The organism is Myxococcus sp. NMCA1 (assembly GCF_026810205.1).
In the GTDB taxonomy this organism is placed as follows: Bacteria; Myxococcota; Myxococcia; order Myxococcales; family Myxococcaceae; genus Myxococcus; species Myxococcus xanthus_A.
Genome location: NZ_CP113950.1, coordinates 4,131,120 through 4,152,858, shown reverse-complemented (window position 1 = coordinate 4,152,858; position 21,739 = coordinate 4,131,120). Strand labels below are relative to the sequence as shown.

General features: G+C 70.0%; 16 protein-coding genes. 4 read left to right on the top strand and 12 right to left on the bottom strand.

Annotation, left to right across the window (positions count from 1 at the left end; all coding sequences use genetic code 11):
* Positions 1–6: 6 nt before the first annotated feature.
* The 3 genes from OZ403_RS17855 to OZ403_RS17845 form a co-directional block, all read right to left on the bottom strand.
* Complete coding sequence (locus OZ403_RS17855) at positions 7–1,512, bottom strand: SDR family oxidoreductase (RefSeq protein WP_140798399.1); 1,506 nt, start codon at positions 1,510–1,512, stop codon at positions 7–9.
* A gap of 134 nt (positions 1,513–1,646) precedes the next feature.
* Positions 1,647–2,762, bottom strand: a complete 1,116-nt coding sequence (locus tag OZ403_RS17850; RefSeq protein ID WP_174259287.1) for a Gfo/Idh/MocA family protein — start codon at positions 2,760–2,762, stop codon at positions 1,647–1,649.
* 113 nt (positions 2,763–2,875) lie between these two features.
* Positions 2,876–3,367: a GFA family protein gene (locus tag OZ403_RS17845; RefSeq protein WP_174258804.1), complete on the bottom strand. Its 492-nt coding sequence runs from the start codon at positions 3,365–3,367 to the stop codon at positions 2,876–2,878.
* A gap of 275 nt (positions 3,368–3,642) precedes the next feature.
* On the opposite strand from OZ403_RS17845, the gene OZ403_RS17840 reads away from it, so the two are divergent.
* From OZ403_RS17840 to OZ403_RS17830, 3 genes are read left to right on the top strand one after another with little or no spacing between them, the layout of a single operon-like run.
* Positions 3,643–4,239, top strand: a complete 597-nt coding sequence (locus tag OZ403_RS17840; protein WP_140875049.1) for a hypothetical protein — start codon at positions 3,643–3,645, stop codon at positions 4,237–4,239.
* The gene (locus OZ403_RS17835) at positions 4,236–5,537 is read left to right on the top strand and encodes a radical SAM protein (protein WP_140791416.1); all 1,302 of its coding nucleotides are present in this window, start codon (positions 4,236–4,238) and stop codon (positions 5,535–5,537) included. The genes OZ403_RS17840 and OZ403_RS17835 overlap by 4 nt, the downstream gene beginning before the upstream one ends.
* Positions 5,528–6,577 (top strand): formylglycine-generating enzyme family protein, encoded by a 1,050-nt coding sequence (locus tag OZ403_RS17830; protein WP_140798396.1) that lies wholly within the window; start codon positions 5,528–5,530, stop codon positions 6,575–6,577. The genes OZ403_RS17835 and OZ403_RS17830 overlap by 10 nt, the downstream gene beginning before the upstream one ends.
* 22 nt (positions 6,578–6,599) lie before the next feature.
* On the opposite strand, the gene OZ403_RS17825 is transcribed toward OZ403_RS17830, so the two are convergent.
* On the bottom strand, positions 6,600–7,466 hold the full coding sequence (locus tag OZ403_RS17825) for a 2-oxo acid dehydrogenase subunit E2 (protein ID WP_140791412.1): 867 nt from the start codon (positions 7,464–7,466) through the stop codon (positions 6,600–6,602).
* Between the two features lie 347 nt (positions 7,467–7,813).
* Between OZ403_RS17825 and OZ403_RS17820 the strand changes: the two genes are divergently transcribed.
* Complete coding sequence (locus OZ403_RS17820) at positions 7,814–9,913, top strand: methyl-accepting chemotaxis protein (RefSeq protein ID WP_418764026.1); 2,100 nt, start codon at positions 7,814–7,816, stop codon at positions 9,911–9,913.
* A gap of 73 nt (positions 9,914–9,986) precedes the next feature.
* Here the strand turns inward: OZ403_RS17820 and uvrA are convergent, their stop codons facing one another.
* The 8 genes from uvrA to opgC form a co-directional block, all read right to left on the bottom strand.
* Positions 9,987–12,539: an excinuclease ABC subunit UvrA gene (gene uvrA, locus OZ403_RS17815; protein WP_140791408.1), complete on the bottom strand. Its 2,553-nt coding sequence runs from the start codon at positions 12,537–12,539 to the stop codon at positions 9,987–9,989.
* 117 nt (positions 12,540–12,656) lie between these two features.
* On the bottom strand, positions 12,657–14,015 hold the full coding sequence (locus OZ403_RS17810) for a sensor histidine kinase (protein WP_140798394.1): 1,359 nt from the start codon (positions 14,013–14,015) through the stop codon (positions 12,657–12,659).
* A complete protein-coding gene (locus OZ403_RS17805) occupies positions 14,012–14,692 on the bottom strand; it encodes a response regulator transcription factor (RefSeq protein WP_174258803.1) in 681 nt (226 codons plus the stop codon). The genes OZ403_RS17810 and OZ403_RS17805 overlap by 4 nt, the downstream gene beginning before the upstream one ends.
* 22 nt (positions 14,693–14,714) lie before the next feature.
* Positions 14,715–15,443 (bottom strand): efflux RND transporter permease subunit, encoded by a 729-nt coding sequence (locus tag OZ403_RS17800; protein WP_268784670.1) that lies wholly within the window; start codon positions 15,441–15,443, stop codon positions 14,715–14,717.
* Positions 15,410–17,803: an efflux RND transporter permease subunit gene (locus tag OZ403_RS17795; protein ID WP_268784669.1), complete on the bottom strand. Its 2,394-nt coding sequence runs from the start codon at positions 17,801–17,803 to the stop codon at positions 15,410–15,412. The genes OZ403_RS17800 and OZ403_RS17795 overlap by 34 nt, the downstream gene beginning before the upstream one ends.
* On the bottom strand, positions 17,800–18,909 hold the full coding sequence (locus OZ403_RS17790; RefSeq protein WP_268784668.1) for an efflux RND transporter periplasmic adaptor subunit: 1,110 nt from the start codon (positions 18,907–18,909) through the stop codon (positions 17,800–17,802). The genes OZ403_RS17795 and OZ403_RS17790 overlap by 4 nt, the downstream gene beginning before the upstream one ends.
* Positions 18,906–20,114 (bottom strand): TolC family protein, encoded by a 1,209-nt coding sequence (locus tag OZ403_RS17785; RefSeq protein WP_237081916.1) that lies wholly within the window; start codon positions 20,112–20,114, stop codon positions 18,906–18,908. Before OZ403_RS17785 ends, OZ403_RS17790 begins: the two co-directional genes overlap by 4 nt.
* Before the next feature lie 68 nt (positions 20,115–20,182).
* A complete protein-coding gene (opgC, locus tag OZ403_RS17780; RefSeq protein WP_237078356.1) occupies positions 20,183–21,295 on the bottom strand; it encodes an OpgC domain-containing protein in 1,113 nt (370 codons plus the stop codon).
* Positions 21,296–21,739: the final 444 nt, after the last annotated feature.

The following is a 21,739-nucleotide window of genomic DNA, read 5'->3' as shown; positions in this document are numbered from 1 at the left end:
CGAGGTTCAGGAATCGAGCGCGAGGAGCGCTCGCACGTCGTGCTCACTGCTGTGAGACCAGCGCTGCCCCTCGGGACGCCGTGCCTCCGGCGCGCCCGGCAGCAACCCGTCCACCGTGCCGGAGAGTCCCGCATCCACCACCCAGATGGCGCCGTTCACCCGGCGCGTCTTGGGCCCCAGGAGGAGCTCGGTGACGTCGGCGACATCCTCGGCGGTGCAGATCTCCCCGCCCGGCGTTGCCGACTCCCAGCGCGCGACCCGGCTCGCGGCGTCGGGGAACATGCGCAGCAGCTCGCCATGCACCGGTCCCGCGGACACGCAGTTGGTCCGGATGCCATCCGGTGCCAGCTCAGCGGCCAGGTAGCGTGTCAATGACTCCACCCCGGCCTTCACCACGCCCTGACAGCCCAGGTCGTGCATGTACCGCTGGGACATGGAGGTGGACATCGTCACGATGCTGCCGCCGCCACGCCGGGCCATCAGGGGCCGCGCGCGCATGGCGCACTCATAGGTCCCCGTGATGCAGGTGCGGAACGCCTTGTCCCAGTCGCGCGGAGTAATCCGGTCGAACGGTCCGATGAGGCCGTTGGACGCGTTGCACACCAGGAAGTCCAACCCACCGAACTGCGCCTCGATGCTGGCGAACATCCGGTCCAGGTGCTCTTCCTGCGCGACCGAGCCCCAGGCGTGGAACGCCTTCCCCCCCGCGTCAACAATCTCCTGAACCGTCCGCTCTCCTTCGTCACGGGAGTGGAACGAGTTCACCACCACCGTCGCCCCCGAGCTGGCCAGGCGAGCCGCGATGACCTTGCCAATCCCCTTCCCAGAGCCCGTGACGAACGCGACCTTCCCCGCGAAGGGCAGCACGGCTGACGGCGGCGACTGACGCGGCGCTCGGTCCTCGCGCACGGGCGCCGCGACCGCCAGCCGAGCGCGCGCCATCTCACAGATAGAGGAAATCGTCCGCAGCCGCTGCGAAGGCTGCGGAGCATCGGTCAGGCCCAGTTCCTTGATGAGCACGGCCATCACCTCGGCCTGCTTGACCGAGTCGATACCCAGCTCGTCCTCCAGGTCCGCCTCCGGCGTCAAGAGCTCTTCCGGATAGCGCGTCACCCGAGCGAAGACGGCACGGACCCGCGCCTCCAGGTTCTCCACCGGGGGGCCCGCTGATGCCACCGGGGACACGGGAGCCGCGACAGGCGCTGGCGGAGGCGTAGCGACGGCGGCAGGCTGCGCGTCCGCGAGCAGCCGCGCCACCACCTCCGCCATCGCGCCCAATGTACGCGCCTGAGCGCCTCGTGGCAGCCGCTCGGGCGGAGTGTTGAACTCGCGCCCGACCACGGCCGCGATCTCCGCCAGCTTGACGGAATCAATGCCGAGTTCGTCCTCGAGCTGCGCGTCCGCCGTCAGGATGTCCATGGGATACCGCGTGACGTCCGCGGCACAACGGCGAATCCGCTGGAGAACGTGCTCGACCGCGTAAGTGCCCTGATGAGATGCGTGCGTTGTCATTGCCGACCCCTGGTTTCCCGGTTCGCGGCAATGAATGCATCAGGGGTCTGACACGACTTGCGGAGGCGGATGTCGCCGCACATTCAGCGCGCGAAAAAGCTCGCTCGCGGGAAATATTTCCAGTGGACGCGAGTTCATCCTTGCGCTGGCGCGGGCGCGTTCACCGGCTCTGGCGGCCTGGCCGCGGGGCGGACGATGAGCTGGTCCAAGGACGGCCGCCGCTTCATCGGGAATGCATCCAGCTTCACCGGGCGCCCCGTCCTCGCGGACTCCTGCATCGCGGTGATGACGCGCACGTCCGCGAGCCCTTCCCGGCCGGAGGGCCCGGGCTCCTGGTCCTCCAGCACGCACTTCGAGAAGTAGATCAGCTCCGGCGCGAACTGGTCGTGCGTCGCGAAGACGCGCTCCTCCGTCTTGCCCTCCAGCGTGAGGACATGCTTGCGCTCCTTCTCGTAACCGAACGCGGACTCGACGAGCAGATCGCCCTTCTCCCCCACAACGCGGTAGCTGGAGACCGCCGACGCGGCGTGGCTGATGCCGAACTGCGCGATGCGCCCATTCGAGAAGCGCATCAACGCGAAGGCCGTGGCATCCACGCCCTTGAAGCGAGGGTCCTGCTCCCCGTTGGTGTAGCAGAACACCTCGGTGGGCTCGTCACGGAAGAGGTAGCGCGCGGCGTTGATGGGGTACGGCCCTTCATCGAGCAGCGCGCCTCCGCCCACGTCCACGCGCGTCCGGATGTCCCCGGTCCGCACCTGCTGCGTCAGCAGCGCCGACATCATCAGCGGCGCACCCAGGCGCCCCGAACGCAGCAGGTCGATGGCCCGCAGGTTCGCCTCCTCGAAGTGGAGCCGGTAGGCGATCATCAGCTTGACGTGATTCTCGTCCGTGACGCGAATCATCGCCTCACAGTCCTCCACCGAGGTCGCCATGGGCTTCTCGCAGAGGACGTGCACACCCGCGCGAGCGGCCCGCTCGGTGAAGGCGCGATGCTGGGTGTTGGGCAGCGCGATGTACACCGCGTCCACGTCCGCGTCGCGCAGCACCTGTTCAAGGTCGTCGTAGCTCGCGGTGTGGCGCACGCCGTACTTCTTCCCCAGCACGTCGCGCTTCTCCGCGTCGGAGGAAAAGAGCGCCACCAACTCCGAGTTCTCACGGGCGTGCTGGAAGGCCGGAAGTACAGCCACCTGCGCGATATTCCCCGCCCCCACCACCGCATACCGGATTCGCCGCGAGCTGCCCTGTGCCATCGATTGCCTCCGCGTGTGAGAGACACGCTGGGCCCCGGAGGCACCCGCCACAACCCACGCTCCGCGCAACGTCGCGCCGCCCGTCCGGACAGCAGGCGGCCCCCCGAGCCGACTCAGTCCACTTCCGCGTCGTGGCGCTGATGCCACTCCGCGATGGACTCCTGCGGGTAGCGCTGGAACTTCTTGTCCTTCTTGCCCGCATGGACGGGCACCCAGTCCGGCTTGAACTCCAGCATGATGTGGACCAGCTCGGGCGCCTCGGGAAGCGGAGTGTCGATGGCCGACGCGAACGGATGGATGAGCTCCGGCCACGTCGGGTCATACAGCCACAGCGCGGAGCCGCAGCGGCCACAGAAGTGGCGCTGCCCCTTGCTCTTGTACGCCTTCGCGTCCTCCGGATTCTGGATGCGCGCCCGGTACACCTTGAGGTGCTGCCGGCCGCGCACCTTGAGCGAGCGCGCGTCCCCCGACAGGTTGATGGCGAAGCCTCCGCCCCCTTGCGTCTTGCGGCACACGGAGCAGTAGCACCGCATGAAGGGAGACGGGTGATGCGTCTCCACGCTGAACCGCACGCCACGACAGTGGCAGGAGCCTTCGAGCTTCATCACTTGTCCTAGGAGAGAGTGAGCACGCTATAGGGTCCCAAGTTATTCAGCGTGCCGCTGGCCGGCATTGTGCCGCTGGGCTTCCGAGTTGCGCGTCTGACGGGCGTCGTCGAAGAAGTCCTTCACCTTCGCGCTGGGGGCGGAGATCTTGGGCGTGCACATGGCGCAATTTTCCGCCGATGTCCGACATTTGACCCGACACCTTCCAGGAATGCCGTGAATGCTCGGCTCGAGCGCGGTTCGCGGAGGTGCGCGGCGCGCGGTAGAACGCCGGCATGTCGGACTCGGACGACTTCCGTCTCAATGCGTTGGCGCGCTACCGCAAAACGTCGAGCCAGCTCGCGCTGGAGGTCCACAGCCATTGCGAGGTGCCCGCGGGCTGTGGCGGTGTGGTGCTTCGCTGGCGAAGGCCCGGTGCGTCCATCGGCCTGTCGCTGTCCTCCTACTTGAAAGGCGTCCCAGATGGCCTGTTCCTCGATGGGAATCCCCTCATGGAACAACGGGTGAACGTCACCCCGGGTGCGCACGTCCTGTCTTTCGAAGTGAACCATCCCGGTGACAAGGGCTTCGTCCTGATGCAGGCCCGGCTGAATCCGGAGATCGCCAGCGCGCTCCACCCGGAACTGGCATCCGCTCCGGATGGCCGATGGAAGGCCACGACGCGGCCACCTCCCGAAGGCTGGCGCCTACCGGACTTCGCCGACGCGGGCTTCGCGCCGTTGGTGCAACGGCCCGTTCCCGAACCGAAGACGAACGAGCGCTGGCGATGGCAGATGCTCACCGACGACGTCACGGGCCTGGGCCTGGCCTCGAGCGCCACGAAGGCCTGGGTGCGGTGGACATTCCACGTAGACAACGAGGGCTTCAAATGAGCCGCCCCTCCCTGGTGCTCATTCCGCAGCACTTCGGCGCCCTCCTCTTCGACCGGCGCTCCTCTCGCTACATGCCGTTCGACGCCCCCACAGCGGCCGTCCTCACCCGGCTCACCGAGCACACCGCGGACGACGTCATCGGCGATGCGGAGGATGACGACCGGGAGGCCATCATCGGGTTCGTCCAGCACCTGTCCACGAAGGGCTACCTCCGGATGGATGGCCGGCTGGCGGCGGCCCGCATCGACCGGGCGCCTCCACCCGACCACCTGCTGGGCCCGCTCGCCGTCCACCTGGAGGTCATTGGCGCGTGCAACCTCACGTGCACGCACTGCTTCGCGGGCGAGCTGCCGCGCAACCAGTCCCCGCTCTCCGTGAAGGAGATGGACGCGCTCTTCGCGCAGCTCGCCGGATTGGGCAGCTTCCGGCTGGGGCTCACCGGCGGCGAGCCGCTCATGCGCAAGGACCTGCTGGACATCCTCGACGCGGCGACGGGCCACGGGCTCCACCCCTGCATCACCACGAACGCGCTGCTCATCGACGAACGGTGGGCGCGTGAGCTCGGCAAGCGCGAGCTGGTGTGGCTGAACGTGTCGCTGGAAGGCGCCCAGGCGGGGACGAACGATGCCGTGCGAGGCGCTGGCGTCTTCGACCGGGTGATGGAGAAGCTCGCACTGCTCGGCCAACATGCGCGCTTCACCCTCGCCTTCACGCTGACGCGCGACAACGTGGAGGAAGTCGAGGCCTGCGTGGCGCTGGCCCGGCGGGTGGGCGCGCATACCGCAGTCTTCCGCCCGCTGTATCCCGTCGGCACCGCCACCCGGCACCCGGAGCTGATGCCCACGTTCGACGGCTACGTGGACGCACTCGCGCGGCTGGAGCGCGTCGAAGCCGACTCGGACCTCTTCGCGCTCGACCCCTTCAGTCCTTCGGCGCGGGAGGAGCTGCGCGGCGTGGTGACGGAGGGCCCGGGCTGCGGCGCGGCGAACACGGTGGCCTCCGTCTCCGTCCAGGGCAACGTGAATCCGTGCAGCTTCCTGGGCCGGGCCTTCGAGTCCGGCAACATCCGGACGCGGCCGTTCGAGGACATCTGGCGAGACGGCCAGGCCTTCCAGCGCCTCCGGGCGAAGCAGGTGGGAGACCGCTTCACCGGGGGCTGCCGCGCGCGTGCGCAGTTCTACAATGGCTCCGCGTTCGCGGAGGATCCCTGGCAGGCCCAGGCCCAGGGACCTGGCCAGGCGTCACATCCACTGCCCGTGCTCGGCGTAGCGCGGGGACAGGGGGGCGCATGTCGGTGATTCAAGCCGCGCTGGGAAAAGCCCGGGCTCAGCGTGCCAGTGGAGACCTGGAAGGCGCCGCCGCGACGCTGGACGCGGTGGCCTGGCAAGCGCGCGAGGACGCTCTACCGCTGCTCCAGGACGTGTTGGAACAGCTCACCGTCATCGAGAACGGCTTCGTGTTCCGCTATGTCCCTGGGGGCACGTTCATCATGGGCAGCGACGACGGCGAGCCCGACGAGCGCCCCGCCCACGCGGTGACGTTGTCCGCTTTCTGGATGAGCGACACGCCGCTGTCCTGGAGCGCCTTCGTTCGCCTCCTGGATTGGCCTGAACCGCCCGAGTTCCCCACGGACGAACAGCTCGGCGGATTCGCCGACAGTTTCGCGTACTTCAACGACTCGAAGATTCGTCTGCAGTACTGCGAGAACGACACCCTGCAGGCCAGGGACTGGCACGCCCACGCCATCCACACCCAGTGGAAAACGGGCGACGGCGTCATCAAGACCTCACAGGAGTTGTTCGGCACGCCAGCGCGCGCGGGCGAGGGCCCGCTGCGCTACGACCAGAAGCCCATGGTCGCGGTCGCTCCTTCGCTCGCGGAACGGTTCGCGCGGCGCTTGAGCACGCCTTCCGTCACCTATCGCCTGCCCACCGAAGCCGAATGGGAGCGCGCGGCGCGGGGCTGCTTCCGGGGCGCGGCGTACCCTTGGGGGAACGAACCTCCGGACGCGAGCCGCGCGGACTTCGACCGCTTCAACGACTTCTCTCTGCGCCCCATGCGCGCCTTCCCGCCCAACGACTACGGCCTCTTCGGCATGGCGGGCGGCGTGAGCCAGTGGTGCCAGGACCACTACGACGCCGACTACTACCGGCGCTCGCCAAAGACGTCCCCCCTGTGCGTGCTGGGCGAGCGCATCCCCGAGCGCGTCCACGTCCTGCGCGGCGGCTCATGGGCGGACTGCGCGGACGCCCTACGGGTCAGCTTCCGCTCCGCGAGCGACACCGGGGCGGCGCCCAACATCGGCTTCCGCCTGGTCCGGGTTCCCTCGCGGAGGTGACTCAGCCGGCCAGTGGGCCGCCCTACCCCACGGCGGCGACCGGAGCCGCATCGGCGGTCTCCGGAAGCGCGTCGAAATTCTCGAACGGGTTCTCCAGCATCTCCCGGAGCGTGTTGGCGAGCACGCCCGCGTGGAACCCGTCGATGAAGCGGTGGTCGAACGTGGCGTTGATGTTCATCACCTTGCCCGGCACCACCTTGCCGTCCTCCACCACGGGCACCTCCTTCACCGCGCCGGGCGCGACGAAGATGGGCACGCGCGTGTACGGCGCCAGCGGGACGTAGGCCGTGTCCAGCCCCAGCGAGCCCACGTTCGTGATGATGGCGGACCCGAAGGCGTCCTTCGGCATGCCGAACCGGCTCATGTCCAGGTTCAGCGTGTACATGAAGAAGGACAGCAGCCAGGTGAAGGTGTTGAGGAACAGGTAGGGAATCTTCTGGATGGTGCCCTTGCCCTTCTCCAGGGCCACGTCCCGACGCTCGCGGACGCGGCGCACCGCCTCCTCCAGGTCGTTGGCAATCTCCTTCAGGTTCTTCTTGTCCGCGTCCTCGATGCGGGCCGACGTGAGGTCCACCTTGCCGCCGTCCGTCTGGACGACGAGCGTGGACAGCGTCACGCGCTGGCGCAGGTAGATGCGGTTGAAGCGGAGGATGGCGTTCGCGTCCGGGCAGCGGCGCAGCGCCTCGCCCATGGCCTTGGCCACCAGGTGCGTCACCGTGAGCCGCACGCCCGTGCGCTGACGGAAGGCCTCGATGTAGGCCATCGCCTTGTCCATGCGGACGGTCAGCGTTCCGTAGACGGTGGGGTCGTACGCCGTCTTCCAACTTCCAATCGCAAGCTTGCGAAAGCTCGACAGGTCCCGCTTGGGGATCAACTCCAGATGCGCCATGGCCCCAGTGTCGCCGCTTGGCCCACCCCAAGGGAAGGGCGGGCCCCCGGCTGACGCCCCTGCCCGCCTCGGACTCAACATGACGCACCGGGTCGCCGTTCAAACCCGATCGGAACGTGGTCCGGACGCGGAGGATCACCCTGCTTTCCAGGAACAACCTTGCCAGTGGGCCGCTTCTGCCATGACCTGCCGGAACGAGGAATTCACCGGAAGTATAAAATTCGCGGCATTCATTGCCTGACACGCTCTCTGTGGACGCCAATTCCAAGCAACGGCAATCGATTCTCGGGAGAGGTCGGGAAGACCCATTTACATTCGGTGCCCGGGCGGAAGACCATACGCACTCCATGGCTGGCTTCCGCTTCTGTTCCGCCCTCTTGCTGATGTTTGCCCTCACGTCCTCGGCCCATGCCGCCGAGGCGGGACCTCCTGTCAACGTGCTCGACGGGTGGCGCTTCCGGTGGGGTGACTCCCCCGTGGGCTCGGAGGGCACGCCCCTGTGGGCGAAGGAAACGGGGGACTCGAAGGAATGGCGGACCACCCCCGCGCTCGCGGCGCCGGAGGGACGCGGCGACCACAAGTTCATGTGGCTCAGCATCCCCATCCCCGACGGCGGCTGGACGGACCCCGCGCTGTACCTGGGCGAGATCACCCACGCGATCGAGGTGTACGCGAACGGCCAGCACATCTACACGAGTGGCAAGATCCGGCCGGACAGCTACGAGATTGGTGAGAACCTGTCCTGGCACATCGTGCCCCTGCCGCGCGACGCGCAGGGCAAGCGCGTGCTGCTGCGCATCCAGTCCAGCAATCCCAACATCGGCGTGTCCCAGGCCGCGCAGGTGGGCTCGAAGTATGACCTGCTGGTCTACGTGACGCGCCAGGGCCAGGCGCCCTTCGTCATCTGCTGCCTGCTGCTGGCGGTGGCGCTCGGCGCGGGTGGTGCCTTCGCGCTCCACTGGCGGCGCCGGATGCTGGCGGGTCTGGCGGTCTCCGCGGCGAGCGGCGGCCTGATCCTCCTGGGCCTGAGCGGCATGCCCACGGCGCTGTGGGGCTCGTCCGCCACCGCGACGCTGGGCACCACGATGGGCATCTTCCTGCTCGTCGCCGGTCTGATGGAGTTCGTCTCGGACGCGCTGCTCGACAACCGGCGCGGCTGGTTTCAGAAGGCGGCCATGGTGTTCTCGCCCGTGGCGGGCGTGTGCGCCCTGGCGACGCTCCTGGACCTGGGCATCGGGCAGCGCATCCTCGTTCCCTTCCTCCCCATGGCGATGGTGGTGCTGCTGGTGGTGCTCTCGGTGGCCCTCACCCAGGCGTGGCTGGGCAACCCGGACGCGCGCCTCTTCGTCGGTGGCTTCGCGGGGCTCGTCCTCTCCATCGTCCTCACCATCCTCCCCGTCATCGGCCTGGTGGGCTGGTCGCTGGGCAACGTCACGCACTGGGGCTACGTCGCGTTGACGCTGTCGCTGCTGGGCATCGTCACCCGCCGCTCCATCATGGTGGTGCGCACGCTTGAAGCGCATACCCACCAGTTGGAGGCGCGCGCGCAGGAAGTGCGCAACCTGGCCGAGCGCATGGGCAACGGCGCTGGCGAGCTCTCCACGGTGGTGCAGCAGCTCCGCTCGTCCAGCGACGAGCAGACCGAGGGCGTCAGCCGTCAGGCCGTGGCGCTCCAGGAGGCGGAGCAGACGGTGAAGGAGATCCGCCGCAGCTCGCAGATGACGGCGGAGAAGGCCAGCGCGCTCGCGGCTTCCGCGGAGAGCGCCGAACAGGTGGGCCGCGAGGGAACGGCCGCCCTGGAGCGCACGCTGTCGGACCTAGCGGCCATCCGCACCGAGGTCTCCGACATGGCCCGGCGCATCTTCGCGCTCGACGAGCGCACCCGCGAGGTCTCCGGCATCGTGGACTCCGTGAAGGACCTGGCGGACCAGTCCAACATGCTGGCCATCAACGCCGCCATCGAGGCAGCGCGCAGTGGTGAGAGCGGCCGTGGCTTCGGCGTGGTGGCCCGGGAGATGCGCGGCCTGGCGGACCAGTCCATCCAGGCCACGCACCGCATCCGCGAGGTGCTCGACGGCGTCAGCAACAGCATGCGTGAGGCGGCCCGCTCCAGTGAGAAGGGCGACGAGCGCGTGCGGCTGAGCCTTGACGCCGTGCGGACCTCCAGCGCGCAGTTCCAGCAGCTAGCCGACATCATCGGCGACACCAGCTCCAGCGTGCGGCAGATCACCGCCGCCGTCAGCGCGCAGGACGCGGGCACCCACCAGATGGCCCAGGCCATCCAGGAGCTGTCCGGACAGATGCAGCGCACGCTGAAGACGGTGCAAGAGACGCAGGAAGCCACCCGCTCCGTGCAGTCGCTCGCGGAGAGCATGTCCGGCATGGCCAGCCAGACGCTCAAGGCGGAAGGCCTGTCCGTGCCCGCGACGCAGGCGCAGGCGCGCTGATTCCGCGGCCTCCACCTCCGAGCCCGGCGGCCCTCAAGGCCAAGGCTCGGAGGCTCCGGCGGGCGCTGGAAGCTCAGCCCAGCGCCTCCTCCAGGAAGGGCGCGGTCTGGCTGAAGGGCAGGCCCACCACCTCCTCCGGTGGCGCCGCCACCACCACCCGCCCACCCTTGTCCCCAGCGCCCGGCCCCATGTCGATGACCCAGTCGCTGGCGGCCACCACGCGCATGTCGTGCTCGACGAGGATGACGGTGTTGCCGGAGGCCACCAGTCCCTCCAACTGCGTCATCAGCTTGTCCACGTCGGAGGGGTGCAGGCCCGTGGTGGGCTCGTCCAGCACGTACAGCGTGCTGCCGCGCTGGGCCCGCTGAAGCTCCGTGGCCAGCTTGATGCGTTGGGCCTCGCCGCCGGACAGCTCGGTCGCGGGCTGCCCCAGCCGTAGGTAGCCCAACCCCACCTCCCGCAGGACGGCGAGGGGGCGCTGCACCAGGGGCTCTTCGCTGAAGAAGTCGTGGGCCGCGTCCACCGTCATGCCCAGCACCTCGGCGATGTTCTTGCCCCGGTACTGAATCTCCAGCGTCTTGGCGTTGTAGCGGGCCCCCTGACACGTGGGGCACGGCGCGTAGACGCTGGGCAGGAAGAGCAGCTCCACGCTGACGAAGCCCTCGCCCTCACACGTCTCGCAGCGGCCCTTGGCCACGTTGAAGGAGAAGCGGCCCACGTCATAGCGCCGGGAGCGGGCGGCGGGCGTCGCGGCGAAGAGCTTGCGGACGTTGTCGAACAGCCCCGTGTACGTCGCCAGGTTGGAGCGCGGCGTGCGTCCAATGGGCTTCTGGTCCACCTGCACCAGGCGCTTGATGCCCTCCATGCCGGAGGCAATCCTGCCGCCGGTGGTGTGGATGACCGTGCGCTCCAGCGACTCTCCCTCGTCCTCGTTCTCCGGCACCGCGTGGCCCAGGTGTCCGGCCACCAGCTCCACCAGGACCTGGCTCACGAGGCTCGACTTCCCGGAGCCGGAGACGCCCGTCACCGTGGTGAGGACGCCCAGCGGGAAGTCGACGTCCAGTTCCTTCAGGTTGTTGCGCGACACGCCTTGCAGGCGCAGCCAACCCTTGGGCGAACGCCGCGTGCCGCGGTGCTTCTCCGCGTCGCCGAAGAGATAGCGCCGCGTCCGGGACGCCTTCACCGCCTTCAGGCCTTCGAGCGGGCCGCTGTAGAGAATCTGTCCGCCCTGCTCGCCCGCGTCGGGCCCCACGTCGACAATCCAGTCCGCGTGGCGGATGACGTCCACCTCGTGCTCCACCACGAACAAGGAGTTGCCTTGGCCCTTGAGCTGGTCCAGCGCCTTCAGCAGCGCCGCGGTGTCCGCGGGGTGCAGCCCGGCGGACGGCTCATCGAGCACGTACACCACGCCGAACAGGTTGGAGCGCACCTGCGTGGCCAGCCGCAGGCGCTGAAGCTCGCCAGGAGACAGCGTGGGCGTGCCGCGCTCGAGCGACAGATAGCCCAGGCCCAGCTCCGTCAGGACGTTGACGCGCTCCAACACATCATGGGCGATGCGCTGGGCCACCAGCGCCTTCTCCGGATGCGCGCGGGCGAGCGTGGCCACGTCCTTGGCCGTTCCATCCGCCACGGGCGCGAGCAGGTCCGTGAGCTCGCTGAGCGGCAGGCGCGACAGCTCGCCGATGTCGAGCCCCGCGAAGGTGACGGACAGGGACTCGCGGCGCAGCCGCTTGCCGTGGCATTCGGGACAGTCGCCGCTCACCATGTATTGCGAGACGCGCTTCTTCATCAGCGCGCTCTGCGTGGTGGCGAAGGTCTGAAGCACGTAGCGCCGGGCACCCGTGAAGGTCCCCATATAGCTGGGCGGCTCCTTGCGCTTGAGCGCCCGCTGCGTCTCGGCCGGCGTGAAGCCCGCGTAGACGGGCACCGTGGGCTGCTCGTCCGTGAAGAGAATCCAATCCCGGACCTTCTTCGGCAGCTCCCGCCACGGCCGGTCGACGTCGTGCCCCAGCGTCACCAGGATGTCACGCAGGTTCTGTCCGTGCCACGCGGGCGGCCAGGCGGCAATCGCCCGCTCCCGGATGGTGAGCGAGTCATCCGGCACCATGGACTTCTCGGTGGCGTCGTAGATGCGGCCCAGCCCGTGGCACTTGGGGCACGCGCCCGCGGGCGTGTTGGGGGAAAAGGCATCCGAATCCAAGTGCGGCTGCCCCCGCGGATACGTGCCCGCGCGCGAGTACAGCAGCCGCAACGAGTTCGCCAGCGTCGTCACGCTGCCCACGGACGAGCGCGTGGTGGGCGCGCCCCGGTGCTGCTGGAGCGCCACGGCCGGGGGCAGCCCGTCGATGGCGTCGACCTCCGGCACACCGGCCTGGTCGATGAGACGGCGCGCATAGGGGGCCACGGATTCGAAGTACCGCCGCTGCGCCTCCGCGTAGAGCGTGCCGAACGCCAGCGACGACTTGCCCGAGCCCGACACGCCGGTGAACACGACGAACGCGTCACGAGGAATTCGGACGTCGATGTTCTTCAGGTTGTGCTGGCGGGCGCCGCGCACCGCCACGAAGCCCTGCTCGGCGGAACCTGATGAAGCTGGGTGTTGCTTCGAACGACGAGCCCTGGCCATGCGCCCCACGCTGAGTTGTCGGAAGGGATGGATTCCGGCGGCGTTGTACCCGAGGCGGATGTGGGAGACACGCGGGAACACGGGCCATGGCCCAGGACCCCACGAACGCTCCCGGGCTCACCTGCCAGGCAGCGTCAGCAGCACCCGCGCGCCCGGGCCCGGGCTCTCCACCACGCGCGCGTCGCCGCCATGGCCTCGCGCCACCTCGCGCACGAGACTGAGTCCCAGCCCCACGCCCCCCGCGTCCCGCTCCAGGCGGTGGAAAGGCGTGAAGACGTCCTCACGGTGCGCCTCCGGGATGCCGCGCCCCTCGTCCTGGACAGCGACTTCCCAATGCGCGTCCCGGTGCACCAGCTCCACTCGCACCTCGGACCCACGAGGCGCGTAACGGAGGGCGTTGGCCAGCAGGTTGTCCACCGCTCGACGAACGGCCATCGCATCCATCCGGCAGTCGGCCTCGTCGGGGCCCACCACGCGCAGCGACACACCGCGACGGTCCGCCTCCGCCCAAGCCCCCGCGGCGGCTTCGTCGAGCAGCCCGCGCAAATCCCCCTGTTGCAAATCGAGGGCACCGCCCGCCGCCGACAGCTCCAACAGCGCACCGGCGACGCTGGCCAGCCGGTCCACCTCGCGCCGGTTCTCCTCCAGCACGGTGCGAAGCTCCTCCGCGCCACGCTCGCGCCGCAGCGCCAGGTCCAAGCCGGTGCGCATGAGGGCCAGCGGCGTGCGCAGCTCGTGCGCGGCGCGCGCGATGAGGCGTTCCTGCGCTTCACGCGCCGCGCGCACGCGCACCGCGGCCTCCGTCAGCGCCAGGCGCACCTCCATGATTTCGTCCCGGGGCTCATCCACGGGCACGGGTGCCACCATGCCTCCGTCGCGCGAACGAGCCACCTGGTCCGCGATGCCGTGAAGCCGTCGCGCGAGCCCCCTCGCCTGCCAGCCCTGGATGCCAATCAGCACCCCGCCCAGGAGCAGCGCCAGCACGGTCGCGACGGAGGTGAAGGTGCCCACCGCCTGGTCCACCGTCCCCAGGGACGCCACCAACTGCAGGACATGGGGCACGCCCTTCGGCGAGCGCACCTGCACCGTCAGCACGCGAAGCCGCAGGCCCGTGCCCAGACGCTGCGTCTCCAGCCGCGACGTGGGCCCGTCCTCGGGTAGCACCCGTTCGTAGACAGTGGGTGACTCAGGCGGAAAGACGGAAAGCAGCGTCCCATCCGGTCCGTAGAGCCGGGTCGCGGGGACGAAGGCACGCACCTCTCCCGCCAACGGGGAGGGCTCCACGTGCAGATGCGGGCGCCCATCCGGAGCGTCGAAGAGGCTCACGCTCTCCGCCGCGGCTTGCGACAGCAAGGCTTCGTCCAGGGTCCGCTCGAGCACCACGCGGAACACCTGGACGGCCACGCCCAGCGCGGCGACCACCGCCACCACGGGAACCACCGCGCCCCACAGCCACATCCGCCGGACCAACCTCACCGAGCGCCCTCAATCACCAACCGGAAGCCCACCCCACGCACCGCCTGGATGGTCACCCCTTCCGCGCCCACCTCGGTCAGCTTCGTGCGCACGTAGCCCACGTAGACGTCCACGATGTTGGGAGGCCCATCGAAGCTGGGGCCCCACACCTTCGCCAGCAGGCTGGAGCGGGTGTGGACCTCGCCCGCGCGCGAAGCCAGCTCACCCAGCAGGGCGAACTCGCGGCCCGTCAAGGCCACCTCACGGTCGCCACACGTCAACATCCGCCGCCGGGCATCGATGTGGATGGACCCTCCGCCCCAGGACTGCGTCTGGCCCTCGGAGCGGCGGTGCAGCGCTTCCAGGCGCGCGAGCAGCTCCTCGAAGGCAAAGGGCTTCACCAGGTAGTCATCCGCGCCAGCGCGCAGGCCCGTCACTCGCTCCCCCACCGTGCCGCGGGCGGTGAGCATCAGCACCGGCGTCATCAAGCCGCGTTCGCGCCAGCGCCGCAGCAGCGCCACGCCGTCCATGCCGGGCAGGGCCCAGTCGAGGATGATGGCGTCGTAGGCCACCTCGCCTGCCTGGTCGAGCGCGTCCTCCGCCGTGCGGCAGGTGTCCACGAGGTGGCCCTCTTCCCCGAGCCCTCGCCGGAGCAGGTTCGCCATCCGCTCCTCGTCTTCCACCAGCAGCAGCCTCACGGCACCGGCCTCCCTCGCCCCATCATGCACGCGTCTGCGTGCGCGTCCCACCCGCGAACCATGGGTAGAGCGTGGGGAGGATGACCAGGGTCAACAGCGTGGAGGTGACGAGCCCGCCCACCACCACCGTGGCCAGGGGCCGCTGCACCTCGGCGCCCACCCCGCGAGCGAGCATCATCGGGATGAAGCCCAGCGCCGCCACCAGCGCCGTCATCAACACGGGCCGGGCCCGCTCGCGTGCCGCCATCACCACCGCCTCGCCGGGAGCATGGCCGTCCGCTTCGAGCCGCTGTTCGCGCGACATCAGCACGACGCCGTTGAGCACCGCGATGCCGGACAGCGCGATGAAGCCCACCGCCGCGGAGATGGACACGGGCAGGTCCCGGGCCGCCAGCGCCATCATCCCGCCCACGCACGCGAAGGGGACGTTGGCGAAGATGGCCAAAGCGGGACGCATGCGGCGGAAGGCGAACAGCAGCACGGCGAAGATGAGGAGGGCCACGGCGGGAAGCACCAGCGAAAGCCTTTGCCGTGCCTCCGTCAAGGTCTCGTACTGACCGCCCCACTCGAGCCGATAGCCATCAGGCGGAGCGAGCGCCTGCTCCACGCGGCTCCGTGCCCGCTCCACCACCGTCCCCAGGTCCGCGCCTCGCACGTTGAAGCCCACCACGAGCCGGCGCTGGCCCCCTTCCCGGCTCACCAGCCCGGGCGAGGACGTCAACCGCACGTCGGCCACGCGGGAGAGCGGCACCAGGCCCCCCGTCTCCGTGGGGAGCGGCAACTCGGACAGGAGAAGGCATCGGACGCGCCCGTCAACCGCAGGACGATGGGCACGCGCACCGCCCCATCCCAGGTAGCGCCCACCTCCACGCCACTGCGCACCGCGCTCACCGCCTCCAGCACATCCACCGCGCCCAGGCCCGCACGGGCCGAATCCAGCGAGCGCGGCGTCACCTCGAAGAGCGGCACCTCCGGCGGAGCGAGTACACGCACGTCCACGGCACCCGGTTCCTGGCTCAACAGCGCCGCGGCCCGGCGAGCCAGGCGCCCGAGCTCGGTCAGGTCCTCGCCGTAGATGCTGAGCGCCACGTCCGTCACCGCGCCCCCGAGCAGCTCGTTGAAGCGCATCTGGATGGGCTGCGTGAAGGACGGGTCTCCACCTGGGACACGGGCTTCCAGCACCTGCCCCATCTCCTCGATGAGCGACTCACGGGTGAGCCCGGGCCGCCACGCATCCCTCGGCGCCAACGACACGAAGACGTCCGCCATCTCCAAGCCCATGATGTCCGTGGCCACCGCGGGGCTGCCCACGCGCGAGACGACCTGGCGGACCTCCGGAATCGCTTCGAGCAGGACTCGCTCCATCCGGCCCGCTTCGCTCACCGCCGCGTCCAGGCTGATATCGGGGACACGCGTGGTTTGAATCACCATGTCGCCTTCGTCCAACTGCGGCGTGAACTCCGTGCCCGCGCGAGCGAAGATCCACCCACCCACGGCCAACAGGAACACGGCCACGGCGGCCACGGGCACGCGCCGGCGCACGCTCTGACGCAACACCGGGGCGTAGAGACGCTCGAACCAGCGGACCAGCAGTGGCTCGCGCGCGGGGACGTGCTCGGGGCGAATCAGCCAACTCGCGGCGGCGGGGATGAAGGTCAACGACAGCAGCAGCGCGGTGGCCAGCGCGAAGACGACGGTCATCGCCATGGGCCGGAACATCTTCCCGTCCACGCCTCGCAGGGACAGGATGGGCAGGTACACGAGCAGGATGATGAGCACGGAGAAGAAGACGGGACGGGCCAGGGACACGGCCGTCTCCTCGACGTGCTCACGGGGCGGTCGCTTTTTCTCCTCCGGCGACAGATGCGCCAGCCGGTGGAACAGGCCCTCCACCATCACCACCGCGCCATCCACCAGCAGGCCGAAGTCGATGGCTCCCAGGCTCATCAGGTTGCCGGGGATGTCCAGCGCCACCATGGCCGTGGTCGCGCCCAGCATGGACAACGGAATGGCCGAAGCGACCAGCAGGCCCGCGCGCACGCTGCCGAGCAACAGGAAGAGGACGCCCACGACGAGCAGCCCTCCTTCCAGCAGGTTCTTGCCCACGGTGCGCACCGTGCCGCGCACCAACGTGGCGCGGTCGTAGACGACGTCCAACCGCACGTCCTCGGGCAGCAGCGCTCGCACATCGGGTAGCGCGTCGGAGATGGCGCTCGTCACGGCGAGCGCATTGGCATCCCGGAGCATCTGCACCATGACGTAGACCGTCTCGCCGCGCCCATTGGAGGTGGCGCTGCCAATGCGAGGCAGCGCGCCTTCGGTGACCTCGGCCACGTCGCCCAGGCGCACGGCCATGGCCCCAGGCCGGGGAATCAACGCCTCCGCCAGGTCGGCCGGCGCCCGAGGCCGCGCCACGGCGCGAATCAGGACGTGGCGCTCTCCCACCGGAAGGCTCGCGCCCGGAGCGCTGCCGGTGGCTCGCTCCAGCGCGTCACGCAACTGCGCGAGCGTCACGCCCCGCTGGGCCAGACGCACCGCGTCCGCGCGCACCTCCAGCGTGCGCTGGTGGCCTCCCCAGCTGTTGACCTCCACCACGCCCGGCACCGAACGCAGGCGGGGCGCCACGCGAAACTGCGTCAGCTCGAGCAACTGCGCGCCCGTGCGCTCCGGCGAGGACAGCGTGAAGTGGAAGACCTCGCCCAACCCACCGGTGAGCGGCCCCAGCTCCGGTGGGTCCACGCCCGGGGGCAGCGTGGAGCCGAGCACGTTGAGGCGCTCTTGCACCTGCTGCCGGGCCCGGTACGGGTCCACGCCGTCCGCGAACACGGCGGTGACGGAGGAAAGGCCATAGCGGGACAGGCTGCGCTGCTCCTCGAGTCCTGGCATGCCGCCCAGGGCCACCTCCACCGGCCGCGTCACCAGCCGCTCCACCTCCTCGGGCGTCAGGCCGGGCGCACGCGTGAGAACGAGCACCTGGTTCGTGGTGATATCCGGCATCGCGTCCAGCTCCAGGCGGAGCGACACCGCGACGCCCGCCAGCGCGAGCACGCCCGTGAGGGCCAGGACCCAGACCCGGTGACGCACCGACCAGCGCACGAGGGCTTCAATCACGGCGTCACCTCATCGCCGTCACCGGCCTGAGACTCCAACAGCAGCGCCGCGCCGTCAGCGGCGACCGCGTCCCGGGCAGACAGCGGCCCTTTCACCAAGGCCTCCGCGCCGGAGGTGGCCAGCACCTCCACCTCCTGGAGCACGGACTGTCCCTCACCGCCGCGCGTGAAGACGACCGTGCGCGCGCGGTCGAAGGCCAGGGCGCGCGCGGGTACCAGCACCGTGTCCTCGCCCGCGGCGGCCTGGATGCGCAACCGGCCACCTTGCCCAGCGCGCAGCACGGCGGCGGTGTCCTCTGGCTCGAACCACGCACGCCACGTTCCATCCGCGGCGTCCACGACCGGGGACTGCCCCACCCACCGCACCGGAACGGCGAGGCCCTGGGACGACACGAAGGCGAAGCTGGCGTCCACGGGAGGACGCACGGACAGCCGGGCCTCCAGGCGCGCTGGACCGTCGGCGGCCACCCGCACCAAGGCGGCACTGGCCTCCGGCTGCATCTCCCCCAGCACCGCGCGCACCTCCGTGACGATTCCTCCGATGGGGCTCTTGAGCCAGACGGTGCCGCGCTCCGCCACGCCCCGGGCCTCCCCGGGAGAAATGCCCGCCACGCGGAGCACCGCGTGCGCCGCGACCAGGGCGGCGCGGGCCTCGGCCTGTTGCGTCTGGGCGTCGGCCAGGTCGGGCAGCTTCGCCAGGCCCTGGGCATGAAGCGCCTCCAGGCGTTCCACCTGCCGCGAATAGGCCTCCAGCCGCAGCGAGGCGGCGCTGGCGGCCCCCGCCGCCTCCACCACCTCCGGCATCAGCACCTCCACCAACGGGTCTCCCGCCTTGACCTGCTGCCCCGGCCGCGCGCGCACCTGCTGCACTCGGGCGCGGAACGGCGCGGAGAGCGCGGCGACGGCGTCCGGGCTGGACAGCACCAGCGCGGGAGCCTCCGCCAGGGCCACGCGAGACGCCGCGCGCACGGGCACCCACGCCGAAGCCGCGGAGGCGCGCGCGGGGGGCGGCGCGGGAGGAACCTCCGCGGTGGAGGAACCGGACGTGCACGCCCCGGACAGGACGAGCATCGGCACAGCGACGAAACGACGGACGAAGGGCGTCATGGCAGAGCGGAGAGCAGGAGGTGGAGCCGCGCGGCGGCGAGCGAGGCTTCGCCACGGGCGAGCGCGAGCCGGATGTTGGCGGCGGCCCGGGCGCGGCGGGCGCGCAGGACGTCAGGCAGCGTGCTCTGGCCCGCGCGCAGCAACACGTCGGCCAGTCGCGCGGCCTCTTCGGCCTTGGGCGCCAGGGACTTCTCGACGACGGAGAGCTGCGCTGCGGTGTGCTCGCGCTCACGGAACGCCAGGGCCAGCTCCGCGGCGGCGCGCAGCGCGGCTTCCTGGGCCTCGCCCTCCAGACGTTCAGCGGCGGCGAGGAGCGCGCCACGCTCGCGCTGACCCGCGTCGAACATCGGCGGCGTCACACCCACCATCAGCAGGCCACTGAGCCCGCCGTAGTACTCACGCACGCCCTGCGCGCCCACCGTCACCTGCCAGCCCCGCGCGGCCCGGACCTCCGCCGCGCGGGCCCGCTCCGCCACACCCAGCAGGCGCCGGGCCTCCGCCTCTGGAAGCTCGGAGGCGCGCGCCAGCCAGCGCGCTTCTTCAGAAGACGGCGGCAATGCCACTTCCGGCAGCGCCTCCGCGACCACCAGGTGCGCATCGGGCTGACGGCCCACCAGCACCGCCAACGACAGCCGCGCGTGGGTCACCTCCGCCTCGCGAGCCAGGAGCGCCACCTGGGCCTCGGCCTCGAACCCTTCCGCTTCGGCCAGCTCCAACCGGGTGGCGCCGCCCAGCGCCAGCGCATCCGCGACAGAGGTGCGCAGCGCACCCGCCAACGTCGCTTCCTGCTTGGCCGTCGCCGCGGCCTGCTGGGCCGACCAGAGCGTCAGCCAGGCCCGCGCCACCTCCAGCCGGCGGTTCAGCAGCGCGGCCACGGCTTCCCGCTCCAGCGCCCGGGTCTCCGCGCTCGCCGCGTCGCGCTGGGCCCCCGCCAGGTTCGACAGGAAGAGCGGTTGCTCCACCGACACCGTCAGCTCGAAGCCTGGGCCCTCGGGCTGGGCGCGCCGCCCCGGCACCACGCTGAGCGTGGGGTTGGCGGCGAGCCACGGCAACCGCGCGTCCCACACACGCCGCGTTTCCACGGCGCGCGCCAGGCTCGCGGGCAGCGCGGCTTTCGCGGCCAGCGCCTGGGACTCGGCGAAGGTGAGTGGAGGGGACTCTCGCGCCGGGGCCGCGGCGAGGAGTGTGACGAGAAGGACCCACATGCCGCGCACCCTAAGGAGGGCGCGCGCATGCCGTTTGAGGGCATCCTGAGAGAATTCTCAGAGAAGCCCTATGGGGTGTGACTGTTGCGCAGCGCGGCCGCCTGTCTGCACGCCACCAGCAGCATCACGGTGAACGTGGCCACCAGCACGACGACCTCTTCCCAGTCGGCCAGCGGGTCCTCGTTCTCATTGAGCAGCGCCAGGCTGAGCAGACACAGCACCAGGTGCACGGAGAACACGGGCAGGGACGCACGACCCAGCGCCTCCAGCACGCGGGGGCGCAGCCAGCGGAACACCTTGGGGCTCAGCCAGCTCGCCAGCAGCGCCACGGCCAGGAAGTTCACCAGCCGCACGGGCGCCAGGGTCCACTTGTCGACGAGGGCGCCATACAGGTCCATGTCGATGCTGAAGATGCCCACCTGGTAGCGCATCAGCAGCAACGCCACGCTCACCACCAGCGCCCCGCTGAGGAGCACGGGCGAGACGACCTCGCGCTTCTCCGGCGCCGTGGCACGGCCCACGCCCAGCCACACGCCCAGCACCCACAGGAACTGCCAGGCGAATAAGTCGAAGGCCCCCGACAGCTCGATGCGCAGCGGTGGCCACGGCAGCACCGGGATGAACACCAACAAATCGTAGAGCGCGCGCTTCAAGCCCAGCTGCGCCGACAACCACACCAACCCGCTCAGACACAGGATGCGCGTCCACCCCGCCTTGCGCGCGCCCAGCAGGATGAAGGGGGTCAGCAACAGCAGCACGACGTAGAGCGGGAGGATGTCGAGCAGCGGTGGACAATAGAGCAGGAACAAGCTGCTCCACAGCGCGGTGACGGGGTCCTCGTGGAAGAAGCCCAGCAGGTTGTGGATGGCGGGACGGTGCGTCGCCATGCCCAACGTCCCGATGACCGCGAACGCGAACGCCAGCAGCGCCACATGGTAGCCGTAGACCTTGAGCGCACGCTGCCAGAGGCTGCGCCACAGCACGTTCGGATCCGCCGCTTCAATCTTGTTGGCGTACACCACGCCCACGAGGAACGCGGACAGGAAGACGAAGCCCTCGGCCGCGGAGACGAATCCGAAAGGCTGGTTGCTGATCGTGTTCAGTCGCGTCGGCAGGTGCGTCAGCGTCATCAACACGAGCAGGATGCCGCGCAGGCTGTCGAACTCGGGTCTGCGATTCATGTGGACGAAGGTCGGCTTGAAGGGTTCTCGGGTCAGGTGGGCCGTTGAGGATGCCCACAACGGAGGATTCCACACCGTCCATAACCCATTCCGACAGGTCAGGCCCAGCGCCCGCACGCAGGGTTCCACCCTCCAAGGAAGTGGAACGTCCGCCAGCGCGCGTCCTCTGCTCAGCAGAGCGAGTCGAGCCCCAACGCGGAGCGGCTGGCCGCCTCGGCCCGCTCCATGGCGGCGAGCATGAAGCTCAGCACGGGCGGTACGCAGCGCGTCTTCATTCCCGTCTGAGCGGACTACACACGCAGTCTGTGTAACAGCGAGCACAGCACACACGCACGCTCTGTAACTGGCTAGGCTATGCGCGCCACGGGTCCACCGGGCGCCGCCGCCAGTGGCAGCGCATCCAGGTCAGGCCCCGCGGCTGCACGGCGGGCCGGTCATGGCCCT